This window comes from Azospirillum sp. A26 (assembly GCF_042604635.1).
Taxonomy (GTDB): Bacteria; Pseudomonadota; Alphaproteobacteria; order Azospirillales; family Azospirillaceae; genus Azospirillum; species Azospirillum palustre.
In genome coordinates this window covers 868,830-894,476 of record NZ_CP170472.1, presented here as the reverse complement: position 1 = coordinate 894,476, position 25,647 = coordinate 868,830, and the positions used below count along the sequence as shown (strand labels likewise).

General features: G+C 68.0%; 23 protein-coding genes, 1 tRNA gene and 1 riboswitch. Of the genes, 12 read left to right on the top strand and 12 right to left on the bottom strand.

Annotated features, from left to right (window positions below; all coding sequences use genetic code 11):
• Window positions 1-52 precede the first annotated feature (52 nt).
• Together ABNQ39_RS04770 and ABNQ39_RS04765 are read right to left on the bottom strand one after the other, a co-directional pair.
• Window positions 53-691 carry an NUDIX hydrolase gene (locus ABNQ39_RS04770; RefSeq protein ID WP_376959257.1) on the bottom strand — a complete coding sequence of 213 codons (639 nt, stop codon included), beginning with the start codon at window positions 689-691 and terminating at the stop codon, window positions 53-55.
• A 32-nt stretch (window positions 692-723) separates the two neighbouring features.
• Entirely contained in the window at window positions 724-1,320 is a 597-nt protein-coding gene (locus ABNQ39_RS04765) for a DUF1285 domain-containing protein (protein WP_376959256.1), read from the bottom strand.
• A gap of 295 nt (window positions 1,321-1,615) precedes the next feature.
• On the opposite strand from ABNQ39_RS04765, the gene ABNQ39_RS04760 reads away from it, so the two are divergent.
• The 5 genes from ABNQ39_RS04760 (at window position 1,616) to ABNQ39_RS04740 (ending at window position 8,602) form a co-directional block, all read left to right on the top strand.
• Window positions 1,616-2,581, top strand: coding sequence for an AAA family ATPase (locus ABNQ39_RS04760; RefSeq protein ID WP_428846398.1), 966 nt, complete (start codon window positions 1,616-1,618; stop codon window positions 2,579-2,581).
• A 20-nt stretch (window positions 2,582-2,601) separates the two neighbouring features.
• Window positions 2,602-3,531: a DUF58 domain-containing protein gene (locus ABNQ39_RS04755; RefSeq protein WP_376959254.1), complete on the top strand. Its 930-nt coding sequence runs from the start codon at window positions 2,602-2,604 to the stop codon at window positions 3,529-3,531.
• A gap of 48 nt (window positions 3,532-3,579) precedes the next feature.
• Window positions 3,580-6,303, top strand: a complete 2,724-nt coding sequence (locus ABNQ39_RS04750) for a DUF4159 domain-containing protein (protein WP_376959253.1) — start codon at window positions 3,580-3,582, stop codon at window positions 6,301-6,303.
• Window positions 6,303-8,408, top strand: coding sequence for a hypothetical protein (locus ABNQ39_RS04745; protein ID WP_376959252.1), 2,106 nt, complete (start codon window positions 6,303-6,305; stop codon window positions 8,406-8,408). Before ABNQ39_RS04750 ends, ABNQ39_RS04745 begins: the two co-directional genes overlap by 1 nt.
• 119 nt (window positions 8,409-8,527) lie before the next feature.
• Window positions 8,528-8,602: transfer RNA gene (locus tag ABNQ39_RS04740), tRNA-Gln, on the top strand.
• Window positions 8,603-8,809: 207 nt separating this feature from the next.
• On the opposite strand, the gene ABNQ39_RS04735 is transcribed toward ABNQ39_RS04740, so the two are convergent.
• Window positions 8,810-9,991, bottom strand: a complete 1,182-nt coding sequence (locus ABNQ39_RS04735) for a hypothetical protein (protein ID WP_376959251.1) — start codon at window positions 9,989-9,991, stop codon at window positions 8,810-8,812.
• Window positions 9,992-10,226: 235 nt separating this feature from the next.
• Window positions 10,227-11,147, bottom strand: coding sequence for a helix-turn-helix transcriptional regulator (locus ABNQ39_RS04730; protein WP_376959250.1), 921 nt, complete (start codon window positions 11,145-11,147; stop codon window positions 10,227-10,229).
• 30 nt (window positions 11,148-11,177) lie between these two features.
• Between ABNQ39_RS04730 and ABNQ39_RS04725 the strand changes: the two genes are divergently transcribed.
• Window positions 11,178-11,942 carry a class I SAM-dependent methyltransferase gene (locus ABNQ39_RS04725; RefSeq protein ID WP_376959249.1) on the top strand — a complete coding sequence of 255 codons (765 nt, stop codon included), beginning with the start codon at window positions 11,178-11,180 and terminating at the stop codon, window positions 11,940-11,942.
• Between the two features lie 12 nt (window positions 11,943-11,954).
• Here the strand turns inward: ABNQ39_RS04725 and ABNQ39_RS04720 are convergent, their stop codons facing one another.
• The gene (locus ABNQ39_RS04720) at window positions 11,955-13,148 is read right to left on the bottom strand and encodes an MFS transporter (RefSeq protein WP_376959248.1); all 1,194 of its coding nucleotides are present in this window, start codon (window positions 13,146-13,148) and stop codon (window positions 11,955-11,957) included.
• A gap of 130 nt (window positions 13,149-13,278) precedes the next feature.
• Between ABNQ39_RS04720 and ABNQ39_RS04715 the strand changes: the two genes are divergently transcribed.
• Window positions 13,279-14,181, top strand: coding sequence for a LysR family transcriptional regulator (locus tag ABNQ39_RS04715; protein WP_376959247.1), 903 nt, complete (start codon window positions 13,279-13,281; stop codon window positions 14,179-14,181).
• A gap of 89 nt (window positions 14,182-14,270) precedes the next feature.
• Here the strand turns inward: ABNQ39_RS04715 and ABNQ39_RS04710 are convergent, their stop codons facing one another.
• The 3 genes from ABNQ39_RS04710 to ABNQ39_RS04700 all read right to left on the bottom strand — a co-directional run bounded on the left by ABNQ39_RS04710 (window position 14,271) and on the right by ABNQ39_RS04700 (window position 16,484).
• The gene (locus tag ABNQ39_RS04710) at window positions 14,271-14,777 is read right to left on the bottom strand and encodes a single-stranded DNA-binding protein (protein WP_376959246.1); all 507 of its coding nucleotides are present in this window, start codon (window positions 14,775-14,777) and stop codon (window positions 14,271-14,273) included.
• 318 nt (window positions 14,778-15,095) lie between these two features.
• Window positions 15,096-15,524: a response regulator gene (locus ABNQ39_RS04705; RefSeq protein WP_376959245.1), complete on the bottom strand. Its 429-nt coding sequence runs from the start codon at window positions 15,522-15,524 to the stop codon at window positions 15,096-15,098.
• 210 nt (window positions 15,525-15,734) lie between these two features.
• A complete protein-coding gene (locus tag ABNQ39_RS04700) occupies window positions 15,735-16,484 on the bottom strand; it encodes a hypothetical protein (protein WP_376959244.1) in 750 nt (249 codons plus the stop codon).
• Between the two features lie 378 nt (window positions 16,485-16,862).
• Here ABNQ39_RS04700 and ABNQ39_RS04695 point away from each other — a divergent pair, with 378 nt between their 5' ends.
• Window positions 16,863-18,518, top strand: coding sequence for a hypothetical protein (locus tag ABNQ39_RS04695; protein WP_376959243.1), 1,656 nt, complete (start codon window positions 16,863-16,865; stop codon window positions 18,516-18,518).
• An 88-nt stretch (window positions 18,519-18,606) separates the two neighbouring features.
• Here the strand turns inward: ABNQ39_RS04695 and ABNQ39_RS04690 are convergent, their stop codons facing one another.
• The 3 genes from ABNQ39_RS04690 to ABNQ39_RS04680 all read right to left on the bottom strand — a co-directional run bounded on the left by ABNQ39_RS04690 (window position 18,607) and on the right by ABNQ39_RS04680 (window position 21,092).
• Complete coding sequence (locus tag ABNQ39_RS04690; protein ID WP_376959242.1) at window positions 18,607-19,161, bottom strand: hypothetical protein; 555 nt, start codon at window positions 19,159-19,161, stop codon at window positions 18,607-18,609.
• On the bottom strand, window positions 19,158-19,769 hold the full coding sequence (locus ABNQ39_RS04685) for a hypothetical protein (RefSeq protein WP_376959241.1): 612 nt from the start codon (window positions 19,767-19,769) through the stop codon (window positions 19,158-19,160). Before ABNQ39_RS04685 ends, ABNQ39_RS04690 begins: the two co-directional genes overlap by 4 nt.
• Before the next feature lie 195 nt (window positions 19,770-19,964).
• Window positions 19,965-21,092 (bottom strand): acetoin utilization protein AcuC, encoded by a 1,128-nt coding sequence (locus tag ABNQ39_RS04680; protein ID WP_376959240.1) that lies wholly within the window; start codon window positions 21,090-21,092, stop codon window positions 19,965-19,967.
• Between the two features lie 120 nt (window positions 21,093-21,212).
• Window positions 21,213-21,319: riboswitch (TPP riboswitch) on the top strand.
• A gap of 47 nt (window positions 21,320-21,366) precedes the next feature.
• On the opposite strand from ABNQ39_RS04680, the gene ABNQ39_RS04675 reads away from it, so the two are divergent.
• The 4 genes from ABNQ39_RS04675 (at window position 21,367) to ABNQ39_RS04660 (ending at window position 24,766) form a co-directional block, all read left to right on the top strand.
• The gene (locus ABNQ39_RS04675) at window positions 21,367-22,098 is read left to right on the top strand and encodes an ABC transporter ATP-binding protein (RefSeq protein WP_376959239.1); all 732 of its coding nucleotides are present in this window, start codon (window positions 21,367-21,369) and stop codon (window positions 22,096-22,098) included.
• A complete protein-coding gene (locus tag ABNQ39_RS04670; RefSeq protein ID WP_376959238.1) occupies window positions 22,095-22,862 on the top strand; it encodes an ABC transporter permease in 768 nt (255 codons plus the stop codon). Before ABNQ39_RS04675 ends, ABNQ39_RS04670 begins: the two co-directional genes overlap by 4 nt.
• Before the next feature lie 17 nt (window positions 22,863-22,879).
• Window positions 22,880-23,821 carry an ABC transporter substrate-binding protein gene (locus tag ABNQ39_RS04665; RefSeq protein ID WP_376959237.1) on the top strand — a complete coding sequence of 314 codons (942 nt, stop codon included), beginning with the start codon at window positions 22,880-22,882 and terminating at the stop codon, window positions 23,819-23,821.
• A gap of 117 nt (window positions 23,822-23,938) precedes the next feature.
• Entirely contained in the window at window positions 23,939-24,766 is an 828-nt protein-coding gene (locus ABNQ39_RS04660) for a universal stress protein (RefSeq protein ID WP_376959236.1), read from the top strand.
• Between the two features lie 43 nt (window positions 24,767-24,809).
• Here the strand turns inward: ABNQ39_RS04660 and ABNQ39_RS04655 are convergent, their stop codons facing one another.
• Complete coding sequence (locus ABNQ39_RS04655) at window positions 24,810-25,622, bottom strand: inositol monophosphatase family protein (protein ID WP_376959235.1); 813 nt, start codon at window positions 25,620-25,622, stop codon at window positions 24,810-24,812.
• Between the last annotated feature and the right edge of the window lie 25 nt (window positions 25,623-25,647).

The window sequence follows — 25,647 nt, the reverse complement described above, 5'->3', positions numbered from 1 at the left end:
CCCGGTCCCCATTCCACCGCCGTCGGGTTTGGGGCCGTCGGTTTTGGCATTGTCAGTCCGCCCCCTCCCCCGTTTCGCGGGCGGCGGCACCCAGCACGTCGCGCAGGTTCACCAGCATGCCGGCGGTCGCCCCCCAGATGTAGCGCTGCGGATAGGGGAAGGCGTAGAACCAGCGCGGCTTGCCTAGGAACTCGCGGCTGTGGCGCTGCGGGTTCGACGGGTCGAGGATGAAGGACAGCGGCACCTCGAACACCTCGGCCACCTCGGTCGGGTCGGGCGTCAGGATGAAGGGCGGCGTCACCACCCCGACCACCGGCATCACCCGGAACCCGGTGCGCGTGACATAGGTGTCCAACCGGCCGACAATCTCGATCCGGCCACGCTCCAGCCCGATCTCCTCCGCCGTTTCTCGGAGCGCGGTTTCCTCCGGAGTACCGTCCTCCGGCTCCATCCGGCCGCCGGGGAAGCTGATCTGGCCGGCATGGGCGCTCAGCGTCGCGGTGCGCTGGGTGAAGATGACGGTCAGTTCCTCCGGCCGGTCGACCAGCGGAACCAGCACCGCCGCCTCGCGCAGCGTGGAAGGCTGTCCCATTTCCGGATTGAGGTCGTGATCGCCCCGGATCTTGGCGGCGTGCTTCGGTGCCGTCCGGTTCGACCGGACGGCACTCTCCACCGCCGCATCGGTGCTCATCGCCGGCAAGCGCCGGCGGACTTCCTCCAGGCTCAGTCGCCAGGCAGCCTGCCCAGCGTGAAGAAGACCTTGTTGCTCCATAGACCCACCTCGGACTCGCCGGTTTCGGTTTGGCGCGTCTCGCTGCGCTCCACCATGTCGTAGAACACGGGCCGCAGGATCAGCGCCTCAAGCCGGCTTCTGATTTCGATGTAGGGTGCCGGCTCCCCGGTTTCAGGGTTAACGGCGACGCGGATCGGATGTTCGGGGCCAGCCTCCACCCAGTGATCGAGGTTGGTACGGAAGGACAGGACCTGATCGGCTCCGCTGCCCGCCACGGTCATCTCCACCGCGACGAACGGGGCGTCGTCCACGACGATCCGGCCGCGCTCGACAGGAGTGATCAGCCAGTAATCGCCGTCGTCGTCGCGCCTCAGGACGGTGGAGAACAGCTTCGCCAGCTCGATCCGGCGGATGGGATCGCCATTGTGGAACCAGGTGCCGTCGCGCGCAATGCGGATGTCGTACTGCTCCAGCGTCGGCGTCCGTCCCAGCGCCACCGGCAAGTCGGACGGCAGATCCGGCGGCGTCTCCGGAGCGGTTTGTCCATCTGAGCGCTTGTCATTCGCCATCGCGTTACCGACCTTCATGGAATTGGGAACCGTTTTGTCCCCGGACATGCGCATTTTCGCCACACTCGGCCGCTAGGTCCACTCCAATGGTCCTGGCGCCACCACCCGTCCGGCGGCACATCCGGCGGCGGGAATTGGAAAATGGGTGTCGACAAGGTGCCGGAACAGGGCCAACCATGCGGATCCCGTGTTTCGCGTCGCGGAATCCTGCGACCATGACACCGATAGGCCCACCATCGGGGAGCAGCAGACCTTGAGCGCACAGGACATCCTGAGGGGGCAGCCTCCCGTGCCGGAGGACCCGCAACGGCTGATGGAGGAGATCGAGGCGCTGGGCGACCGCCTTGCCTCCGTCCGCGACCGCATCGGCCGCGTGATCTTCGGCCAGCAGGAGGTGATCGACCGCACGCTGGTCACGCTGCTGGCCGGCGGCCATGTCCTGCTGATCGGCGTTCCCGGTCTTGCCAAGACGCGGCTGGTGGAAACGCTGGGCACCGTGCTGGGCCTCGCCGAAAAGCGAATCCAGTGCACGCCCGACCTGATGCCCGCCGACATCCTCGGCTCCGAAGTGCTGGAGGAGGGCGAGAACGGCCGCCGGTCCTTCCGCTTCCTGCCCGGTCCGGTGTTCAGCCAGTTGCTGATGGCCGACGAGATCAACCGCGCCAGCCCGCGCACCCAGTCGGCCCTGCTCCAGGCGATGCAGGAGCACCGGGTGTCGGTCGCCGGCCAGTACCATCCCCTTCCCCAGCCCTTCCATGTGCTGGCCACCCAGAATCCGCTGGAGCAGGAAGGCACCTATCCGCTGCCGGAAGCCCAGCTCGACCGCTTCCTGATGCAGATCGATGTCGATTATCCGGACCGCGAGGCCGAGCGGCGGATGATGATCGCCACCACCGGCTCGACCGACGAGCGCGCTGTGACGGTGCTGTCCGCCGCCGATCTGCAGACGGCACAGCGCCTCGTCCGCCGCGTGCCGGTCGGCGAAGGGGTGGTGGACGGCATCCTCGACCTCGTCCGCCGCGGCCGGCCGGAAACGTCGGAGCTGATGGAGGTGCGCCAGCATGTCGCCTGGGGCCCCGGCCCGCGCGCCAGCCAGTCGCTGATGCTCGCCGCCCGCGCCCGTGCAGTGCTGGACGGCCGCCTGTCGCCGTCGCTGGACGATGTCGTTGCGCTGGCCAAGCCGATCCTGAAGCACCGCATGGCGCTGAACTTCGCCGCGCGGGCCGACGGGGTGACGCTGGACGACGTCATCGACCGCCTCTGCGCGCCCCTGGCCTGACCCCTTGAAGCGGAGCCGCAATGCCGCGAAGCCCAAACTCCCCGCAAAAAGGCCAGCCGCCGGGTCAGCTGTCGAACACCCTGCTGGCGCGGCATCGTGCGGAGGAGCTGGCATCCGCCCTGCCCCCGCTTCTGGTCGCGGCGGAACGGGTGGCGGCGACCGTCGCCCAGGGGGTGCATGGGCGCCGCCGCGTCGGTCTGGGCGAGACCTTCTGGCAGTTCCGCCGCTACCAGCCGGGCGACGCGCCGTCGATGATCGACTGGCGCCAGTCGGCCAAGACCCAGCCTGTCTATGTCCGCGAGAATGAATGGGAGGCGGCGCAGAGCGTCTGGCTGTGGCGCGACCGCTCCGCCTCCATGGATTTCCGTTCCGTCGCCGGGCTGCCGACCAAGCGGGAGCGGGCGGATCTGCTGACGCTCGCCACCGCCGTGCTGCTGGCCCGCGGCGGCGAGCGGGTAGCCCTGCTGAACAGCGGCGTGCGGCCCGACCATGGCAAGACCGCCATCGACCGCATCGCCCGGCTGATGACCGACCCGCGTGCCGCCGCCGCGCCCGATCCGCTGCCGCGGGTAGAACCGCTGCCCCGCCATGCGCAGACGGTTCTGTTCGGCGACCTGCTGTCCCCCCTGCCGGAAATCCACGCCATCGTTGCCGGTCTCACCGGCCGGGGCCTGCGCGGCCATCTTGTCCAGATCCTCGATCCGGCGGAAGAGACGCTGCCCTATGACGGCCGTGTCGATTTCCACGGCCTGGAAGGCGAACAGAATCTGCTGGTTCCCCGTGTCGAGGCCGTCCGCGACGCCTACCGCGAGCGTCTGAAGGCGCAGCAGGACGGGCTGGCGGCGCTTGCCCGCACCGCCGGCTGGAGCTTCGCCGTTCATCGCACCGACCGTTCGCCGCAATCCGCGCTGCTCACCCTCTGGGGTGCGATGGCGATGGAGGCGGTGTGACGCGCCGGCCTATCCGTTCTCGCCCCTCCCCCTCGTGAAGACGCGCCAATGCTGGGTCTCGGACCGATTGCCTTCGCCGCCCCCTGGGTCTTGACCGCACTGGCAGCCCTGCCGGTCCTCTGGTGGCTGCTGCGCGTCACGCCGCCGGCCCCGCGTGCGATCCAGTTTCCCGCCATCCGCCTGCTGCGCGACCTGATTGCGCGGGAGGAGACGCCGGCCCGGACGCCGTGGTGGCTGCTGCTCCTGCGGCTGATCGTGGCGGCGCTGATCATCCTGGCCCTGGCCGGTCCGTTGCTGAACCCGCGGGCGGCGCTGCCCGGCGGCGGGCCGTTGCTGCTGGTGGTCGACAATGGCTGGGCGGCCGGGCGCGACTGGCCAACCCGCAAGCGCACGATGGACGAGCTGATCGCCCAGGCCGACCGCCAGCAGCGGCCGGTGATCCTGCTGTCCACCGCCCCGGCCGCCGACGGGCAACCGATCCATGCAAGCGCCGTCCTGCCGGCACCCGAGGCTCGCCGTCTGGCCCAGGCGATGGTTCCCCTGCCCTGGCCGACCGACCGTGCCGCAGCGCTGGAGGCTTTGAAGGCGGTGGCGACGCAGGCCAACGGGCGCGGCTCCATCCATGCGGTGTGGCTCAGCGACGGCGTCGGCGACAAACAGGCCGCCGCTCTCGCCGCCGGATTGCAGCGGCTGGGTTCCGCCGACGTTCTCGACGATTCCGCCGAGCATCCCCCTCATTTGCTGCTGCCGCCCTCCAGCGAGGGCACGGCGCTGACCGCCCGCGTCGTCCGCGCCGATCCGTCGAAGCCGGAGCCGGTGACCGTCCGCCTCGCCGCTGCCGATGGCCGGCTGCTGACCCGCCAGACCGTCACCTTCGAGCCGGGCCAGAAGGTGCGGGAGGTGCGGCTGGACGTGCCGACCGAGCTGCGCAACGACGCCGCCAGCCTGCGGGTCGAAGGCGACACCACCGCCGGCGCCACCGTCCTGCTGGACGAGCGCTGGCGCCGCCGCCCCGTCGGTCTCGCGTCCGGCCGGGCGGAGGGGGAAAGCCAGCCGCTGCTGTCCGATCTCTATTATCTCGAACGCGCGCTGTCGCCCTACAACGAGGTGCGGCGCGGCGAGACGCTGGACCTGCTGAAGCGGGACTTGGCCGTGCTGATTCTGTCCGACATCGGCGCCTTGACCGGGACCGAGGTTCAGGACATCGAGGATTGGGTGAAGAAGGGCGGCGTGCTGGTCCGCTTCGCCGGCCCGCGTCTGGCCCAGCATGCCGACACGCTGGTGCCGGAGCGGCTGCGCATCGGTGACCGCGCGCTTGGCGGCGCCCTGTCCTGGTCGGAGCCGGCAAAACTCCAGCCCTTCCCGCCAAAATCGCCCTTCGAGGGGCTGACCATCCCGCCCGATGTCCAGGTGAACCGGCAGGTGCTCGCCGAACCCGCGCTGGATCTGGCCGACCGCACCTGGGCGAGGCTGGCCGACGGCACACCGCTGGTCACCTCGCAGAAGCGCGGCGACGGCTGGATCGTGCTGGTACACACCACAGCCAGCCCGGACTGGTCGAACCTGCCGCTGTCGGGCCTGTTCGTCGACATGCTGCGCCGGTTGGTTGCGCTCAGCGGCGGCGTGACGGGGACGGCAGCCACCGCCTCGCTCGATCCGGTCGAGCTGCTGGACGGCACCGGCCGGCTGGTTGCGCCGCCGCCCACCGCCTTTCCCATCCCCGGCAATGCCGCCGCCGATGTCATCGGACCGCGCCATCCGCCGGGGTTCTACGGCACCGACGACGCCCGGCGCGCGCTGAACCTGTCCGCCGCCGTCACCGCCATCGACCCGCTGCCGCCGATGCCGGCCGGCGTGGGCCGCGACGGCTATGGCGGTCGTGGCGAGGTTCCGCTGAAGCCGTCGCTGCTGGCGGCGGCCCTCGCCCTGCTGTCCATCGACCTGCTGATCGCGCTGGCCCTGCGCGGCCTGTTGCGCCCGCCCACCCTGAGGCGGGGCGCCGGCGGAGCGGCGGCCGGCCTGCTGCTGGCCCTCGTGCTGTCTTCAGCACCGCAGCCCGCCCGCGCGCTCGATCAGGACAAGGCGGTCAAGGTGACGGCGGAGACCTACCTTGCCTATGTCCAGACCGGCGACAGCAGCGTCGACGACACCGCCCGCGCCGGGCTTGAGGGGCTGGTCAGCGTGCTCGGCCTGCGCACCGCCGTCGAAGCGGCCGGAGCGGTCGGCGTCGATCCCGAACAGGACGAGCTGGCCTTCTATCCCCTGCTCTACTGGCCGGTGTCGGATCGGCAGAAAGCCCTGTCCGATCAGGCGCGCCAGCGGGTGAACGAGTATATGCGCAGCGGCGGCACCATCCTGTTCGACACCCGCGATCAGGCGCCCGGCGGCGGTCCGGCCGTTCTGCAACGGCTGGTGGAGGGGCTGGACATCCCGCCGCTGGCCCCGGTGCCGCAGGATCATGTGCTGCGCAAGTCCTTCTACCTGCTGACCGACTTCCCCGGACGCTACGCCGGCGGGCAGTTGTGGATCGAAGCGCGGGAGGGGCCGGCGAATGACGGTGTGTCCTCCGTCGTCATCGGTGGCAACGACTGGGCATCGGCCTGGGCGGTCGGCCGCAACGGCCAGCCGATGTTCGCGGTCATCCCCGGCGGTGAGCGTCAGCGCGAGATCGCCTATCGCTTCGGCGTCAACCTCGTGATGTACGCGCTGACCGGCAACTACAAGGCCGATCAGGTCCATGTGCCCGCCATCCTGGAAAGGCTCGGCCAGTGATGCCCGTCGATCTGCTCTCCGGCGTTTCCGTGGCGCTGGCGCCCCTGCTGCCCTGGCCGGTGCTGGGCGCACTCTTCGGCTTCGCCCTGCTGGTGGTGCTGATCGCGGCGGCGCGCCGGGCACGCGGCACATGGCTGCGCCTGCTGGCGGTGGCGGTTCTGGCCCTGGCGCTGATCAACCCCTCGCTGGTCCAGGAGAAGCGCGACCCGATCAAGGACGTCGCCATCGTGGTGATCGACGATTCGCCGAGCCAGGCGATCGGTGACCGCCGCGCCCGCACCGAACGGGCGGCGGAGCAGCTGACCGAGCGGCTGAAGCGCTTCAACGACCTCGAGGTGCGCGTCGTCCGCAGCGCCGAGGGCGGCGAGACCGGCGGCACCATCAACGAGACCCATCTGTTCGATGCGCTGAACCGTGCGATGGCCGATGTGCCGCGCCGCCGCATGGCCGGCGCCGTCTTCATCACCGACGGTCAGGTGCATGACGTTCCGCAGGTGCCGGGCAAGCTGGCCGACATCGGCCCGATCCACACCCTGCTGACCGGCGACCGCGACGAGGGCGACCGCCGCATCGCCATCGTGCAGGCGCCGAACTATGGCCTTGTCGGCAAGCCGGTCGAGTTGACCATCCGGGTCGACGACATGCCCGGCCGCCAGTCCGCCGACGCCGCGGTGACCCTGCGCCAGGACGGCGGCGCGCCCAGCACCATCCGCGTGCCGGTCGGCCGCGACGTCCGCGTCGACCTGCCGATCACCCATGGCGGTCAGAATGTCCTGGAACTGGAGGTCGAGCCGGCGAAGCAGGAGCTGACCCTTGCCAACAACCGCGCAGCGGTGGTGGTGAACGGCGTGCGCGACCGGCTGCGCGTGCTGCTGGTGTCCGGTGAGCCCCATGCCGGCGAGCGCACCTGGCGCAACCTGCTGAAGGCCGATCCCGCCGTCGACCTTGTCCATTTCACCATCCTGCGTCCGCCGGAGAAGCAGGACGGCACGCCGATCCGTGAGCTGTCGCTGATCGCCTTCCCGATCCGCGAACTGTTCGAGGTGAAGCTGGACGAGTTCGACCTGATCATCTTCGACCGCTACCGCCGCCGTGGCGTGCTGCCGCAGATGTATCTGGAGAACATCGCCGACTATGTCCGCAAGGGCGGCGCCCTGCTGGAAACCTCCGGCCAGGGCTTTGCCGGGCCGCTGTCGCTGTACCGCACGCCTTTGGGGTCGATCCTGCCGGCGGCGCCCAGCGGCCAGACAGTGGACAGCCCGTTCCTGCCGACCGTGACCGATGTCGGCCGCCGCCATCCGGTGACCGCCGGACTGCCCGGCGACCGGTTGGACGCGGCGCCGAGCTGGGGCCGCTGGTTCCATCAGGTGGATGTGACGCCCAACAGCGGCACCGTGGTGATGCAGGGCGCCGGCAACCGCCCGCTGCTGGTGCTGGACCGTGTCGGCAAGGGCCGGGTGGCGCAGCTCGCCTCCGACCAGATCTGGCTGTGGAGCCGCGGCTTCGAAGGCGGCGGTCCGCAGGCGGAGCTTCTGCGCCGCCTCGCCCACTGGCTGATGAAGGAACCGGAGCTGGAGGAGAACGACCTGCGCGCCCATGTGGACGGCAACCGCATCACGGTCGAGCGTCGCTCCCTGACGCCCGATCCGCGTTCCGTCACCATCACTGATCCGTCCGACCAGACCAGCACGCTCCAACTGGCCGACGACCGCACCGGCCGGGCCGTCGCCACCGTGACCGCCGCGGCCCCTGGCATCTACCGCATCTCCGATGGGGATCGGACAACACTGGCGGTGGTGGGTGCTGTGAACACGCCGGAACTGGCTGACGTGAGGTCCACCGGCGACCGCATGCAGCCGGTGGCGGAGGCGACCGGCGGCGGCATCCATTGGGTGACCGATACCGACACCGGCCCCAATCCCGGCATCGATGTGCGCCGCACCCAGCCCGACCGCAGCCAGACCGGGTCCGGCTGGATCGGCCTGCGCGCCAACGGCGACTATACCGTCACTGGCGTGACCGACGTGCCGCTGCTGCCGGTTGGCGCGGTGCTGGCCCTGGTGCTGGGGGGGCTGCTGATGGCATGGCGCCGGGAGGGTCGCTGAGCTGCCTCGCGGAGAGCCGATTGACCGCAAAAATTTTCTGAAAACAGCCTGTTGCGTTCGGCCGGGCTTCCGATTATGGTGCCGCTCCTTCCGGCGATACGAGAGATCGCCGCGCCGGTTGGGGCGTCGCCAAGTGGTAAGGCAGCGGTTTTTGGTACCGCCATCCGCAGGTTCGAATCCTGCCGCCCCAGCCAACTTTTCCAATCGTTGACTCAGCAAATTTCTAACCCGCCCTTTGGCGGGTTTTCGCGTTTCTGGCGGCCTCACCGATAGCGACCCCTTCCGGGGTCGGCGCTGGTCTCAGCGGTACAGAATGTCATCCATTCTGTACCGGGGGATCGAGGCCGGAGGCAGATGGCTCGGGAGCGCTGGCTTTGCCGGCCTCCCGAGCCATTCTTTCCTTAAAGAGCAGCGGCCAGCGAAGCCGAAGACTGTTCGGATGCCAGAAGCTGTGCGGAACGGCTGGTGGAGGTCGTCAGCGGGGCGGCAGACCGTCCCTCGCGATACCCCGATGTCACATAATGCGTCGCGGCAGCCAGTTGGTTGGTACCGAACATGCGTTGGAGGTCCGAGTAACGAGCAAGATAGGCGGACGCATTGAACGTGGTCGACCTGCCTTCGAGCCGTCCTGCCGTGGCATAGTGGAGCGCGGCAGCGGTCGTGTTCGTTCCAAATGCCTGGATGAGATCCGGATTGGCGGCGATGTAGCTCATCGCGTTGAAGCTGGTGCTGCGACCTTCCAAACGTCCGGCATTGATGTAATGCTGGGTGGCCGCTGCCATGTTCGTACCGAATGCAGAGGTCAGATCGGGATTTGCCGCAAGGTAGCCCGCGGCATCGAAGGTCGTCGACCGGCGTTCGCGGATCCCGGCGCTCAGATAATGACTCACCGCCGCAGCATTGTTCCCGCCGAGCGCTGCCGCAAGGTCCGGGTTGGCCGCCAGATAGGATACCGGATCGAACGTGGAAACGCTCGATGTTGCGACCGTCTGATCGGTAAAGCGGATGTATTCGACTCCGATCAGCTGGTCGTAGCCATTCGAGTCGTATACGTAGACGGACCCACCATAGCTGAAGGTGGTGCTGGATGCCGCACTGGAACTGCGCTGGACAGTGTCGTCGCCGGCCCCACCGTCGATAACGTTGTTTCCAGCCCCACCATCAAGCAGATCCGATCCACCGCCACCCAGAATGGTATCGTTCCCCGCATAGCCCCGCAGCGTATCGTTGAATTCCGATCCGAACATCGTGTCCGAACCGGACAGGATCATGGAGCGCGCGGTGCTGTTCTGGCTGCTGGACAGCCATCCGAGGAAGGTGGTTGCGGGCACCGCCAGATTATCGACCGTATAGGTCGGCGTGCCATTCGAAAGTGAACGTATGGTGGAGATTGTTCCTCCCACCACATTGGTGCCTGTCGAATTGTATGCGAAATTTCCATAAAACTCGGTGACCGCACCACCGCCATAGTTCGCTGCAATGTAGGTGCTGTTTGCGCCGGATATCTGCGCATACAGAAGATCGGCGATGTAGATATTGTCGGTGTTAACCCCGGTTGAACCACCCGCAATAAAGCGCGCCATAGGCCTTCCCCTGATTTTTGTTGCGTTCGTTTTCAGCTCGACGCGTGTGATTCGTATTATGCTTTTAAGATTGCTCAAGCTGAACGAAAACAGCCTCAGGGTATCACAACCCCAGGGTATGAAAAACATGCAATTGCATTTTTCTGCAATGGCTCGCGGCAGAAAATTACGAACCGCGCTCCTGAAGTGTGAGCGATCAGGGGCCAAACGGCGAAGGGCAGCCGGATCGGCAGCCTTACTCTTGGATCTCCGCGACCTCGTTCGCAGTTGGCTCGACCAGCATGACCAAGGTGTAAGCGGATCGGTCTCCCGGACGCAGGGTCACCTGCTCCAACGTCAGGGCACCATCCAGCGGATGATTGAATCGGCGCAGACCGCCTTCGCGCTCCAGAACGCTCTGGTCCTCCCACAGCCGGGCGAACAACGGGCTGGCCTGCCGAAGTTCGTCGACCAGTTGCCGAAGCGCCGGGTCGTCCGGGTGCCGGGCCGTTTCGGCGCGGAACTCCGCCAGCAGCCGGCGGCCACGATTCTCCCAATCCTGAATAAAATCGCGGGCCGACGGCTCCAAGAACACATAGCGCAGCAGATTGGTTTCGGCGCCGGCCAGCCAGCCGGAAAAAAGCCGCTCCGCCCGGGGATTCCAGCCGACGGCGCTCCAGCAGCGGTCGAGGAGATAGGCTGGCGCGGTCATCGCCATCAGCGCCGCAAGCAGCGACGGCGGGGGGCCGTCCGCCTGTCCCGCTGCCGGCATGTCCGGGTCGCGCTTGCGGGTCAGTTCGAACAGATAGGCCCGTTCAGCCGGGGTCAGGTGCAGCGCATTCGACAGACGCGCCAATGCCGCGGGAGAAACAGAAACGTCACGGCCCTGTTCCAGCCATGTGTACCAGGTCGGACTGATGCCGCAGAGCTGCGCCAGCTCCTCCCGCCTCAGGCCGGGTGTTCTCCGCCGGGCGGAGCCCGTTCGAACACCGGCCTCTGCCGGAGCGATTCGTTCGCGGTGGCGCCGCAGAAAGGAGGCAAGCAGGCGGCGGCGGTCGGCCGTTGGATCGACGGGGGCCTGACCGGTGGAGGCGGGTGTGCGGATCATGGTGGCAGTGCTTATACCAGGATAACCACCTGCCTTGTACCCGGTTACGAATGGCGCGACGCTCGCCACATCAGCCCCCTAATTGCAAGGAAGCCCCCCATGACCCGGACTCACCATGGCGTCGTTGCCGAGAATTACGGCCCGCGGGCCGATGCCTATGTGTCCAGTGCCGTCCATGCCGGCGGTGCCGACCTGGACCAGATCGAGCAGGCTTTGCGGGGACGGTCCGCTGCACGGGTTCTGGATCTGGGCTGCGGCGGCGGCCATGTCAGCTACCGCGCCGCTCCCCATGTGGCGGAGGTCGTGGCCGTCGACCTGACGCCGGAGATGCTGGAGGTGGTCGCCCGCACCGCCGCGGAGCGCGGCCTGTCCAACATCGCCACCCGGCAGGCGCCCGCCGAACGGCTGCCCTTCGAGGATGGCCGGTTCGACGTCGTGCTCTGCCGCTTCACCGCGCATCATTGGCGTGATTTCGAGGCAGGACTGCGGGAGGCGCGGCGGGTGCTGGCGCCGGGCGGGATTGCGGTCTTCATCGACTGCATCGCACCGGCCGCTGCCGTGCTGGACACCCATCTGCAGGTGGTCGAGGTGCTGCGCGACCCGTCGCATGTCCGCAACTATACAGCGGCTGAATGGATGGCGGCATTGGCACGGGCGGGCTTCGCTGTCCGATCCCTCACGCCGCGTCGTTTGCGCATGGAGTTCCCGGTGTGGACCGCCCGCACCCGCACCCCGGACCTCCACGCCCAGGCCATCCGCTCGCTCCAGCGCAGTGCGGCGGCGGAGGTCCGCACCCATTTCGACATCACCGAAGACGGCAGCTTCCTGCTCGATACGCTGACGCTGGAGGCGGACCCGGTTTGACGGCAAGCCGGTTCAGCAGGCCGCCGGAACAGTTGTCCGGCGGTCGGTCTCCCGCCTGTCGAGCGCACCACTCGCCAGCGTCAGGACGAGACCGCCCAGGACGAACAGACCACCAACCCACGGCGTGGCGCCGAGACCGAGCGGGGAGGAAACAACCTGCCCACCGAAAAAGGCGCCCGCCGCGATGCCCAGGTTGAAGGCGGCGATGTTCAGCGCCGACGCCACATCGACCGCTTCCGGCGCGTGACGCTGCGCCAGCTGGACAACATAAAGCTGAAGGCCCGGGACATTGGCGAAGGCCAGCGCCCCCATGCCGGCCAGCGTGACCAGCGCCGGAACCTTGGCGTCCGCGGTGAAGGTGAAGACGATCAGAATCAGAGCCTGCAAGGCGAACAGCCAGGCCAGCGCCCGAACCGGCCGGCGGTTGGCGAGCCGGCCGCCGACGACATTGCCGACCGCGATGGCGGCACCGTACAGAACCAGCACGAGGCTGACGGTCGAGTTCGAGAAGCCGGTGATCGTCTCGAGGATCGGCGCCAGGAAGGTAAAGGCGACGAAGGTGCCGCCATAGCCGAGCGCGGTGATGGCGAAGGCCAGCAGAAGCCGAGGTTTCGCCAAGACGCCCAGCTGCGTGCCCAGCCCGGCGGCCGGCGGCTGGCTGAGCCGCGCCGGCACCAGCGCCGCGACGCCCAGCCCGCCGACGACGCCAAGCGCCGACACCGCCAGGAAGGTGGCGCGCCAGCCGAAGGTCTGGCCGATCCAGGTGCCCAGCGGCACGCCGGTGACGATGGCGATGGTCAGGCCGGAGAACATCATGGCGATGGCCGAGGCGCGCCGGTCCTCCGGCACCAGATCGGCGGCGATGGTCGAACCGACCGAGAAGAAGACGCCATGGGCGAAGGCGCTCAGCACCCGCGCCACCAGCAGCGTCTCGTAATTGGGGCTGATGCCGGCCAGCAGGTTGCCGGCGACGAATACGCCCATCAGTCCGAGCAGCAGCGGCTTGCGCGGCACCCGGCCGGTCAGCGCGGTCAGGATCGGCGCGCCGAATGTGACGCCCAGCGCATAGACGCTGACCACCATGCCGGCCAGCGGCAGGCTGACGTCCAGATCATTCGCCACGGTGGGGAGCAGGCCGACGATCACGAACTCCGTCGTCCCGATCGCATAGGCGCTGATCGCCAGCGCCAGCAGTGCTAGTGGCATTTCCAAAGTCTCCATTCCAAGAAGGACTGTGCTGGGGAGACGATGTGCGCCATAAGGTCGGGAACGGGAATACCAGCCCGTTTCGCATGATTTTGTCATTCAGGGACAAGGTAAGGATGGAGATGCCGGAATGAGCGACTCGCGCGCCTGGGAAATGCGGGTTTTCCTGCGGGTTGCCGCCCAGGGCAGCTTCAGCGCCGCCGGGCGCGATGTCGGCATGACACCGTCATCCACGGCGAAGCTGGTCGGTCGGCTGGAAGAACGGCTGGGTGTGCGGCTGGTCGAACGCTCCACCAGGAAGCTGCGCCTGACCGCCGAGGGAGAACTGTATCGGGAACGGGCACAGACGCTGCTGGCGGAACTGGACGCGCTGGATGCGGAGATCGCCGGCGGCGCCCGCGCGCCGACCGGACTGATCCGCGCCAACGCCTCGGTGCCGTTCGGCCAGCATTGCCTGCTCCCGCTGCTGCCTGAGTTCCTGCGTGACCATCCCGGCATCACGATGGACGTGACGATGACCGACGAGGTGGTGGACCTCTACGCCGCCCGTGTCGATGTCGCCTTCCGCGCCGGCCCCTTGAGCGATTCGGCGCTGCTGGCCCAGCGGCTGGGCGTCGTCCGGCGGAGGATCGTCGCCTCCCCCGCCTATCTGGACCGCAAAGGCGTGCCGATGACCGCGGCAGATCTGGAGGCCCATGACTGTCTGGGCTTCAATTTCCGCCGTGCCGCCGCGGTCTGGCCGCTGAAGTCCGGCGGACGGCTGGTGGACCGCGAGGTGCCGACCCGCATCCTGGCCAACAATGGCGAGACGGTTCGCCATATGGCGCTGTTGGGGCTGGGGCTGGCGCGGTTGGCCGAATACCACGTCCGCGACGATTTGCGCGAGGGGCGGCTGGTCGCGGTGCTGGACGACGCACTGGTCGATACCGAGGAAATCCATGCCGTCTATACCGGCCGCGACCGTGCGCCTCGCCGAGTCCGGGCCTTTCTGGACCATATGGCCCCGCGGCTGCGCGCGATGCTGGCGGGCTGACTTGCCGATCTGACTTACCGGACGCCGAAAAAAAATCGGCCGGATGACTGGCATCCGGCCGATGAAACCCACCGCTTCGGCGGCTCGCGTCAGAACGGGATCTCGTCGTCGAGATCCTCGTGACGGGGCGGTGCGCCACCGCCGCCACGGTTGCCGCCCGAAGAGCCGCCGCCGTAGTTGCCACCACCACCACCACCACCGCTGCCGCCGCCATAGCCGCCGCCGCTTCCGCCGCCACGCGATTCGTAGCCACCACCGCCGCCGAAGCTGCCGCCGCCACCCTCTTCACGGGCGCCGCCGGTGAAGTCGATTTCGGCCACGCGCACCGACAGGCCGGCGCCGCGGGTGCCGTCGCGCTTTTCATACTCGCGCAGGGTCACTTCGCCCGAAACGACGACGCTCTTGCCCTTGGTCAGGTGCTGAGCCAGCGACTCGGCGCGACGGCCCCAGATCGAGCAATCGACCCATTGAGTCGTCTTGCGCTCGCCAAAGCCGACATCGTTGGCGACGCGGAAACCCAGCACCTTCTCGCCGCTCTGGGTCGTGCGCAATTCGCCGTCCGCGCCCAGGCGTCCCGTAAACGTCCAAACATTCATCGCTCGTTGCTCCTAAGCGCGAGTGTCCCAGCATCCATGCCGACCCGTCAGGATGCCCGGCGGAGGCACCCAGATGCCGAGGGTTCCCATTCGCAGGGCCGGCTGTTCAATGGCGACCATCCCCCCGGTCCCGCGCAACGAAGCACGAGGGACCGACGCCGGTCAACCGCCGTCGGAAATGCTCCGGCGATGTTCGGACCGGCGCACTCGCCCCGCCGCTCCGAACCAGAACACTCCATGAACAAATATAGCAGAGGAACAGGCGCGGGAAAACCGAATCCTTCGGCTTAGCGCTGGAAACCCGTCAAGCGGCGCTGATCAGCGCAGGCGGCGCGCCGCCAGATCCAGGGCGATCTTCAGCTGTGCATGCGAAAAGGGCCTGTGCACCACACCCAATGGATAGGTCTCGGTGATGCGCGCCATGGTGCCATGGTCGCTGTTGCCCGACAGGAAGATGGACCGCAGTCCGTGGTCCAGGTTCAGCCGGCGCGCCACCGCGATGCCGTCCCCGCCGCCGAGATGCGCATCGGTCATTGCGAGATCCGGACGTTCGCGCAGTGCCAGATCGACCGCCTCACACTCTGTCCGGGCAACGCCGCAGACAATGTGCCCCAGATCCGCCATCACCACCGACAGGGCGTCGGCGATGCCGAGATCATGCTCCACCAGAATGACGCGCAACGGCTGCCCTGGCGTACGGGTGCGATGGGGCAGATGCTGCTTGGCGATGGCGTCGATCCGGAGCATGCGACCGACCTCGGACGTTGCAACTGTTGCGCGGTATGCGGCGAATCTTGGTAAAATTTCATTTACCGATACGCCGTTTGTACTAGAACCTCCCCGAATTTGCAAGCTCAATCGTTCAGAATCTGACCTTTTGCGTTGAGCGCAAAAGGGGTGCGAGCGCTGCAAGTCGCAGCACCTCCAAACGTCTGTCCAAATCCTGATTTGCTGATGTCAGCGTCCGGCTGGACCCAGCCAGTCGATTCCACCCTTGGGTCTTTGCCCAGCGCTGGCGGTGGCCCGTGCCGTCGCCGCACGGGATGGCGGCGGTGGCGGCACCGGTTCGCTGGCAAGCCAGGACGCCTGCCCTTCGGCGGTTCGGGGGGACGCCGGAGCCGATGACGGAGAGGCCGGGCTGGACGGATGTACCGGCGCAGCCGGCGACAGGGTCGGCGCCAGGGGGGCGGGAGAAGGAGAGGCTTGCGAAGCCGACGGCGCTAGAGCCAGCTGGGATGGTCGGGCCGGCAAGTCGGCCGGACGTGGCGGCGCGCCATCGGCCTGACGCGATTCATCGTTCCGCTCCAGCGCGTCGCCGCTGCCCCAACCGTCGGACATGTCGTCATCGCCCGGCGCGCCCCAGGCCATTGCGGCAGGCTGCCGCAGGCGGGGAGCGTCGGCGGCTCCCAACCAGGACGGACGTTCGTCATCCGACAGCGGGCCGGTCTGGGTGTTCAACTGCCGGGCCTGTTCGTGAATTTCCAGCAGGGTTTTGACCGCCAGTTGGAGCAGCGGCGCCAGCACCATGGGATCGGCCATTTCCTCGGCGGTCAGCGCGGCAAAACGGTCGCGCACCGTCTCCACGGCCTGCTCCACGCCATCACGGAGGGCGCCGGCCTCGTGGGCCAGCCGCTCCAGATCCTCGCGCAATGCGGAGATTTCACATGCTTGCCGCAACTCGTGAAAGCCGATGCCCGCCCCCGGCATGGGTGCGGATCGCCGGTCGCGTGACGAACCAAAATCGTGAGGCATCCTGGCCTTACCCCGGTTCCAAGCCCAGCCCGATGTAGACGTCCGACCCGTCGGGAACGGCGGCGCCCACCCTTATGGCAACCCGCGCAACCGACAGGCGGTTCCAAAAGCCAACGTCATGGCGTCATTTGCCGGAGCGTCGGCGAAGTTGCCCGGCGTTACCGATGGGTTCCCGATCGGGCAACACTGTTTAGCGCCGTTGATGTCGTTTGGAAACCGTTTGCGCGTGATGGCCGCTTGTACTATTTTTTCGGCCCCAGGGGAATGGATTCCTTGCGATCCAACATCCAGGCGCTTCCCCGTCGCCATTTCATCTTGCCGGAATCCCATACGGTGTCGATCGACCGCTCGGAACTTGAACGGCTCCTTGCCGATCGCCCGGCTGGCAACCGCAGCGCCATGCAGGCGGTGCGCGAAAGCTATGCCGATATCGGGCTGATGCGCGAGCGCGGCCTGTCCTGGGCCGAGATCTCCGATCTGCTGGCCAAGCTGGGGGTGACTGCCCGCGACAGCCAGCCGATCTCGCCCGTGACCCTGCGCTCCGCCTTCTTCCTGGTTGGAAACGAAGGGCGTGGCGAGGCCGCCGGCGACCATGGCGCCGCAGCCCTTCCTGCCGAGACCCTGGCAGCCGTCCATGAAGCCGCCCTGTCCGCCGGCCTGAAGGAAGAGACCGCAGATGCGGATGAGGGTGACCCGGATGAGGATCGCCCTGCGAAGGACGGCGAAAAGGATGACGGGGGCGACTCCGTCGACGAGCCCGTGGCGGAGGCTGCCGACTCCGATGCAGAAATAGCGCTGACCGAGACGGCCGAGCTTGGTGGCGAGCCTGATGGCGAGGATGCTCGGGCGAACGCCGTCGCGGAAGCGCCGCCGACGCAAGAGCCTGTGCCCGACGAGGGCGAACCGGCCCCGAAGGCCGTCGAGAAGGCGGTCGAGGAACCTTCACAACCCGCCTCCCCTGCCCTGGACCTGCTCGCACCGGCGAACGCCGTTGCCGAAGACCGGCCGGCAGAGGACGAGACCGGAACCGGGGAGGATGAAACGCCTCCCGAACCCGCAATGACCAGGCCGGAACCACAGCCGGCTTCCCATCGGACGTCCGCGACGGTTGCGCGGGGCACCGGCTCTCCTGTATCCCCGTCGATGCCTGCCACGATGACCCAAGACGACTCAACAAACGCATACTGGAAAGGCGATCGCATGCTGGGCACGATCTTCGTCCTCAATGACCGCGGCGGCGTCGGCAAGACGCTGCTGTCCCATCACCTGATGGCGACCGCCATGCTGGAAGGCCTGCAGCTGAAGGTCGTCGAGTACGAGGTGAACGAGCGTCTCGCCCGCCTGTTCGGCCCGGACGTGGTCGAACACCGCCGCATCACCCAGGACTTCATGAACATGATGGGCTCGGGTGACGGCTTCTACGAGTTCTGGGACCTGATCGGGCCGGAATTGCAGCGCGGCGGCCGTCTGTACGACTTCGGCGGCAACATCTCGCAGTGGTTCTTCAACTGGGCCGAGGTGTCGGGCTTCGACTATTACGTCGGCGAAGGCGAACGGCTGACCTTCATGGTCCCGGTGACCGTCGATCTCGCCTCGCTGTCCACCGGCATGACGACGCTGGAGCGGGTGGCAACCATCGCCCCGAAGGCCAAGCGCGTCCTGGTGGAAAACGGCTTCTCCGGCCCGTTCTCCCAACTGGAGGACAGCCAGTATGCCCGCCGCAAGGCGGAGATGGTGGAACGCGAAGGCCTGCAGGTCATCTCCATGCAGCCCTGCACCGCCCCGGCCTGGGCGCGCCTGACCGGCCACCGGCTGGATCAGGTGGCGACGATGACCCGCGAGGATCTGGTGAAGCTGGGCATGACCCCGCCGGTCGCCTCCCGTTCGCTGATCATCATCCACGAATGGCTGCGCAACATGCGCCAGTCGCTGTCGCCCTACCTGCACGACGCCTTCCGCCAGACCCCGGCCACCGCCAAGGCGCGCTGAAGCCAGGGAACGGGCTGAGACGGACCTTTGCGAAAAGCCCTTCCTCCCCGGCGGAGGAAGGGCTTTTCGATGTCTGCGCGGTGCTTTTCTACGCGGCGCTTTGGGCCGGGCTGGCGCTGTAGAGATCGTCCTTCACCGCGGTCACCGACTTCACCTGATAGCCGGGCCGGGCGCTGAAGCGGCGGTTGGCGCGTTCGCCAGCCTCGCGGTCCGACTCCGCCCAGACTAGATATTGGCGCCCCCGTGCCCATTCGACGGCCAGAGGGTGGGCGGCATCGATTTCGCCGATCTGCTGGTTCACCACGGTGACCAGCCATTCCTTGTCGCCGGGATTGCGCCGGTCGGTCAGGATCAGGATCTGCGGACGACGCTTCGACTGCGCTTCGGTCACGCGCTGTTGCACCTCCACCTGCTTCCTGCGCAGTTCCACCATCTCCCGCGTCAGTTCCTCGATCTCGGCATGGAGGGTCTCCTCCTCCCGATGCAGGCGGTGGATGGTGGCATCCAGCTTGTCGAGGTTGCTGCGGACACCGCGGACACGCTGGCGCGCCTGCGACACCCGCTGCTCGACGCTCATCAGGATGTTGCCGAGCCAGGCACCGATGGCGACGATGGCCAGGACGATGATGAAGTTGATCATCATGTGGCGGCACCCGCCTTCGCCCGGGCGGTGGCTGGCGGCGTCGGCACGCCCTTGCCGGCGGCCTTGCCCCCGGCCCGCGCATCGCCGCGCATGAAGGTCTTCTGGAAACCCATCTTGAACGGGAAGGCCACGTCGCACAACTGCTTGGCCTCGTCGAAGCTTGACGCCCAGACCTCGGCCACGTTCGTGCAGCGCCAGATGGGGTTGACCTGCGCCCGTTCACCGGCGGCGCGGGCAGCGGCAGACGCCTTCTCCTGCGTCACCGTCGCGACGAATTTCATCAGCCCGGCCTGCGGGTCGCCGACCTCATGCACGAACATCGGCGGCTGGTCCGACAGGTCCCGGACCTGTTTTTCGGCCTTGCGGATATCGCTTTCCAGCCGGTTGCGGTCGGAAGACTGGCTGTTCCGACGCTGGACCAGATGGTTCACCCGGTTTTGCAGATCCTGCGCCTCGGCATGCAGGACGTAGATGCGGTTCTCGATCTGGTCGAGGCCGCTGCTCTTCTCCATGATGTTGGGCAGGAAATCCTTCAACATCATGGCGACCGGGACGGCAGCCAGCATGATGATGACGATGGCGATCAGGAACAGCGTCGTGTTCGACATCCGCCCGCCCGTTCTCCTGCCGCAAATCCTGCCGGCAAATCCCGCCGAAGCCCGCATCACCCGACGCGGAAGCTGCACCGGCGCAGTGGAAAAGAGCATCAACAAACAATCCGACCCCGTCAACGAATCGTCACAGGTTGGTTCGAAATTCGTCGGAATGAGTCGGTCGGCCGCGGGTCAGGACAGCGCCCCCCTTCAGGACAAGGCCATCCCGGCCACCCGCTTCACAGCGTCCCGCACCGGACCCGGCCGCCGTTCGTCACCCAGCGTGGTGAACCAATGGTCCGGCGGGTTGCGGCCGGCGGCGCGGTTCCAGGTCAGGGCGCGCAGCACCGCCTCCGCCTCCGCCGTCGGCCGCACGGCGGGATCGATGCCGTTCATCACCGCCCAGATCCCGGCCCAGCAACGCCCGACCGACCAGGGGTTATAGCCGCCGCCTCCGACCACCAGCACCCGCGGCGCCAGGGGAAGCAGCGCCGCCACGGCATCCCACAGCGCGCGGTTGGACAGCTCCAGCCGGCTCAACGGATCCTCGGCCAAGGCATCGGCGCCGGTCTGGATCACCATCGCCTGCGGACGGAAGGAACGGGCCAGCGGCAGGACCGCCGCCTCCATCACATGTTCCATCTCGCTGTCGTTGAAGCCCGGCGGCACCGGCAGGTTGCGGGCCATGCCGCCGGCGCGGTCCTCCGCCTTGCCGGTGTAGGGCCACCGCCCATCCTCATGGATGGACAGGGTCAGCACCCGGTCGTCGTCGGCGAAGGCCTCCTCCACCCCGTCGCCATGATGGGCGTCGAGATCGACGTAGAGGACCCGCTCCAGCCCATGGTCCAGCAATTCCAGAATGCCGAGAACCGGTGCGTTGAAATAGCAGAAGCCGCTGGCCCGGTCGCGCCGCGCATGATGCGTCCCGGCGGCCGGCGCATAGACAAGACCGGCCGGCCGGTCGCCGAGAATCCTGGCCGCCTGCAAAGCCGATCCGCTGCTGTGGGCCGGCCGCCGGTACATCTCGGCGAAGACGGGATTTTCCAGCTTGCCCAGATTGTGGCGGGTGGCGGTCGCCTCGTCGACCCGCTGCTCGGCCTCCGCCCGCTTCAGCGCGGCGATGTAGTTGGACGTGTGGAAGCGCGCCAGTTCGCGTTCGCTCGCCACATGGGTGTCGAGATAGACCTCGTCCGGCAGCCAGCCCATGGCGCGGCTGAGGTCGATGGCGGTCGACACGCGTGGAATCGCCAGCGGATGCTTCGGCCCATAGGTCGAGCCGCGGTAGATTTCCCCGCCGATGAACAGCGGTGTGCGGAAGGGCGTGGTCAGGACGGGCACTCCTCGATGCCCGTCAGAAACTAGGCGCCGCGGCGGTGCGGTCAAGCCGCCCGCTTCCGCATGCCGGAACCTGCATCCGGCAATGCTTGCGGTTACGGATCGTCCGCGCCTATAGTCGCCGCCTTCACTGGGGGGAGCCGATGGGCGGCTGAGAGGTCCTGTTGCGGGACGACCCCTGGAACCTGATCCGGTTCATGCCGGCGTAGGGATCAGTGATGCGGGACCGCACCCTCTCCATCTCCGCCAGTCCACCATGCATGCCCGCGTGCCTGCGATGACGCCGCTTTCGGTGACCATCTCGCGCGCGCGGCTGACCTATGGCGGCACGCTGCTTTTCTCCGACCTGACGCTGGAACTGCCGGCCGGTCGGACCACCTGCCTGCTGGGGCCGAGCGGCGTCGGCAAGACCACGCTCCTGCGCATCCTCGCCGGTCTGGCCGAGCCGGAGCCGCCGACCGAGGTGGTCACCGGCGACCGGCAGCCGCTGGCCGGCCGGATCGCCTACATGGCGCAGCAGGATTTGCTGCTGCCCTGGCTGACCGTTCTCGACAATGTCCTGCTCGGCGACCGGCTGCGCCACCGCCGTCCCGACCCGGCACGGGTGGAGCAGGCCCGCGAGCTGCTGGACCGCGTCGGCCTGGCGGGGCGCGAGCGCGACCGTCCCGCCGCGTTGTCAGGCGGGCAGAAGCAGCGCGTGGCGCTGGCCCGCACCCTGATGGAGGACAAGCCGCTGGTCCTGATGGACGAGCCCTTCTCCGCGCTCGATGCCATCACCCGGCTGCGCTTGCAGGAAACGGCGGCGGAGACGCTGGCCGGCCGCACCGTCCTGATGGTCACCCATGACCCGTTGGAGGCGTTGCGCATCGGCGACCGCCTGCATGTGATGACCGGCCGGCCGGCCGTCATGGGGCCGGCGCTGGAGCCCTCCGGCCCGGTGCCGCGCCGTGTCGACGATCCGGACCTGCTGGCGCATCAGGCCGAACTGTTGCGGAGGCTGGCGGAATGAAGGGGCTGCTGCGCGGCGCGATCACCCTGCTGGTGCTGGTCGCCGGCTGGCAGGCGCTGGTCTGGGCCACCGGGCTGCCGCGCTACCTGCTGCCCGGTCCGCTGGCGGTGGCGGACGCCATGCAGCGGCAAGCCCCTCTGCTGTTGACCCATGGCCTGACCACGCTGGCCGAGATTCTGATCGGGCTGGTGGCTGGCGTGGCGCTGGGCGGGGTCAGCGCCTTGCTGCTCGCGCGATTCCGCACGGCGCGGCGCTGGCTGATGCCGCTGCTTCTGGTCAGCCAAGCCATCCCGGTCTTCGCGCTGGCGCCGCTGCTGGTGCTGTGGCTCGGCTATGGCATGGCGTCCAAGATCGCCATGGCGGTGCTGGTCATCTATTTCCCGGTGACGACCGCGCTGTTCGACGGGCTGCGGCGCACCGACCCCGGCTGGCTTGACCTTGCGCGCACCATGGGCGCCTCGCCCGCCGCGATCCTGTGGAGCATCCGCCTGCCGGCCGCCCTGCCCGCCTTCTGGTCCGGCGTGCGGGTGGCCGCCGCCGTGGCGCCCATCGGGGCGGTGATCGGCGAATGGGTGGGGTCGTCCTCCGGCCTTGGCTACCTGATGCTGCACGCCAATGCCCGCATGCAGATCGACCTTCTGTTCGCCGCCGTGCTGGTGCTGGGGCTGTTCGCGGTGACGCTGTATGCCGCCGTCGATGCGCTGGCCCGCCGTGCCCTGCCCTGGCAACCCGATACCCAACCTGCCGAAGACGCCAACCCTTGAAGGGGGAGAGACACCCGATGAAGCATCTTTTCACCGCCGGCCTGATCGCTGCCGGCCTGATGACCTCGCTTCCCGCGCTTGCCCAGGACAAGCTGTCCGTGATGCTGGACTGGTTCGTCAACCCGGACCACGCCCCACTGGTGGTGGCGCAGGAGAAGGGCTTCTTCAAGGATGCCGGGCTTGAGGTCACGCTGACCGCCCCAGCCGACCCCAACGACCCGCCGAAGCTGGTGGCTGCCGGTGGCACCGACATCGCCGTGTCCTACCAGCCGCAGCTGATCCTGCAGGTGGCGGAAGAGCTGCCGCTGGTCCGCATCGGCACGCTGGTGTCCACGCCGCTGAACTCGGTCGTCGTGCTGCGCGACGGGCCGGTCAAGACTCTGAAGGATCTGAAGGGCCGCAAGATCGGCTACTCCATCGCCGGCTTCGAGGACGCGCTGCTGGGCGCCATGCTGGAGAAGCAGGGGCTGAGCCTCAAGGATGTCGAGCTGGTGAACGTCAACTTCTCCCTGTCGCCGTCGCTGCTGTCGGGTCAGGTCGATGCGGTGGTCGGCGCCTTCCGCAATTTCGAACTGAACCAGATGGAGATCGAGAAGCACCCCGGCCGTGCCTTCTATCCCGAGGAAGAGGGCGTTCCGCCCTATGACGAGCTGATTCTGGTCGCCCGCAAGGACAAGGCGAACGATCCGCGCTTCAAGCGCTTCCTGGCGGCGGTGGAGCGGGCGACGCTCTACATCCTGAACCATCCGGAGGAATCGCAGGCCGCCTTCGTCAAGGGCCGGCCGGAGTTGAATGACGAACTGAACCGCCGCGCCTGGGCCGACACGCTGCCACGCTTCTCTCACAGCCCGGCCGCGCTGGATGCCGAGCGATATACCCGTTTCGCCGAGTTCCTGAAGGCCCGCGGTCTGATCAAGGCGGTGGCCCCGGTCGACCAGTATGCGGTGATGGTGAAGTAACCGCCTCCCTTTCCCTTGTGACCGGCGTTGCCATCGACCCCGGCGGAGCGTTACCTAGAGGGAAACCGCTCCGCCGGCTGATGGTGGACCGATCATAATGTTGGGAGACGCGAAGGCATGCCGATCAAGACCATCCTGCTGCACATGGCCAACGACGACGCCCACGCCAGCCGTCTGGCGGTGGCGGCGGCCCTAGCCAAGCGTTTCTCCGCCCATATCCAGGCGCTCTACATCGCCACCCCGGTGTCGATGCCGGCGGGCGCGACCGGCCGCGCCGCATCCTATGGCTTCATGGCGGAGGCGACCGCCATCGCCCACGAGAATGCCGAGCGGATCGAGCAGGAGGTCCGCAAGTCGCTTGACGGGCTGCCCTACGACTGGACGGTCGAAGAGGGTGACCATGTCGATCTGCTGGCCGAGCGCGCCGCCTATGCCGACCTGATCGTCGTTGCGCAATCCGCGGCCGTGCGGGCGGGCGAGCGGGTGTCGCTGCACCACATCCCCGACCGTTTGCCGCTGGAGACCGCAACGCCGGTCCTGATCCTGCCGCCGAGGCAGCCGGCTGCGGCCCCCATCGGCCGCCATGTGCTGATCGCCTGGAAGAACACACGCGAATCCACGCGTGCGGTCCGCGCCGCCATGCCCTTCCTGGAGGCGGCGGAGTCCGTCACCGTGCTGACCGTGGAACCACTCGGGCAACAGAGCAGGGAGGCCGCCACCCTGGTCGACTGGCTGCACCGCCACGGCATCGCCGCCCGTCCACAGTCGGTCATCGCGTCCGGTGGCGAGGTCGGCGACATGATCCTGTCCTGCTGCACCGACCAGGGCGCCGACCTGCTGGTGATGGGCGCCTACGGCCACTCCCGCCTGCGTGAACTGGTGCTGGGCGGGGCGACCCGCACGGTGCTGGACGGGCTGGCCCTGCCGGCGCTGCTGGCGCATTGAAGGGGCGCGGGAGGGCTGTCGGCCTCCTGCACCCGACACGCACTCAGCCGAACAGCTGTCCATGCAGCGCCTGCCAGCTTTCGCGGTCGGGCGCCAGCAGGATGCTGCCGTTCAGCAGCCCCGGCCGGTAGGGCGTCCCGTCGATCAGCGCCGAATAGCCGCCGGCCTCGGCATGCAGCAGGACGCCGGCCGCATGGTCCCACGGCATCAGCCGGTGATAGAGCGAGTAATGCGCCCGCCCGTCCAGCAGGCGCAGATACTCCTGGGCGGCGCTCGACAGGCACACGCGGTCCGCCAGCCCGACGCTGCGCTCTTCCAACTGGCGCCCCATCTCAGCACTGCAGAAGCGCGTGGACAGTGCTCCGACCATCTGCGGCAACGGAACGGCCGGTGCGACATGGACACGGCGACCGTCGAGCCAGGCCCCCTGCCCCTTCACCGCCGTCGCCATCCGGCCATCGACCGGATCGTGGATCCAGCCGGCGACCGTCTCCCCTTTGCAGGCAAGCGCGACGATCACCGCGAACATCGGCCGTCCCTGGGCGAAATTGATCGTGCCGTCCACCGGGTCGATGATCCAGACCGGATCGTCGCCATGGATGCGGTCGAGCACGCGCTCGTCCTCGGAGGCGGCCTCCTCCCCGACGACGCGGCTGCCTGGCAGCAGCGCCGACAGAGCCGGGGTCAAGGCCCGCTCCGCCGCCTCGTCGGCCAGCGTGACGAGATCGGTCGGGCCGGTCTTCTGCCGGATGCCGGCGGCGTCGAGCTTCTGGAAATAGGGCATGATCTCCATCCGGGCGACGGAGCGGATCAGATCGGCGACGCGGTCGATGTCGGGGAGTGGGAAGCCCGTCATGGTCGGTTGGCCCCTTGAAGTTTGA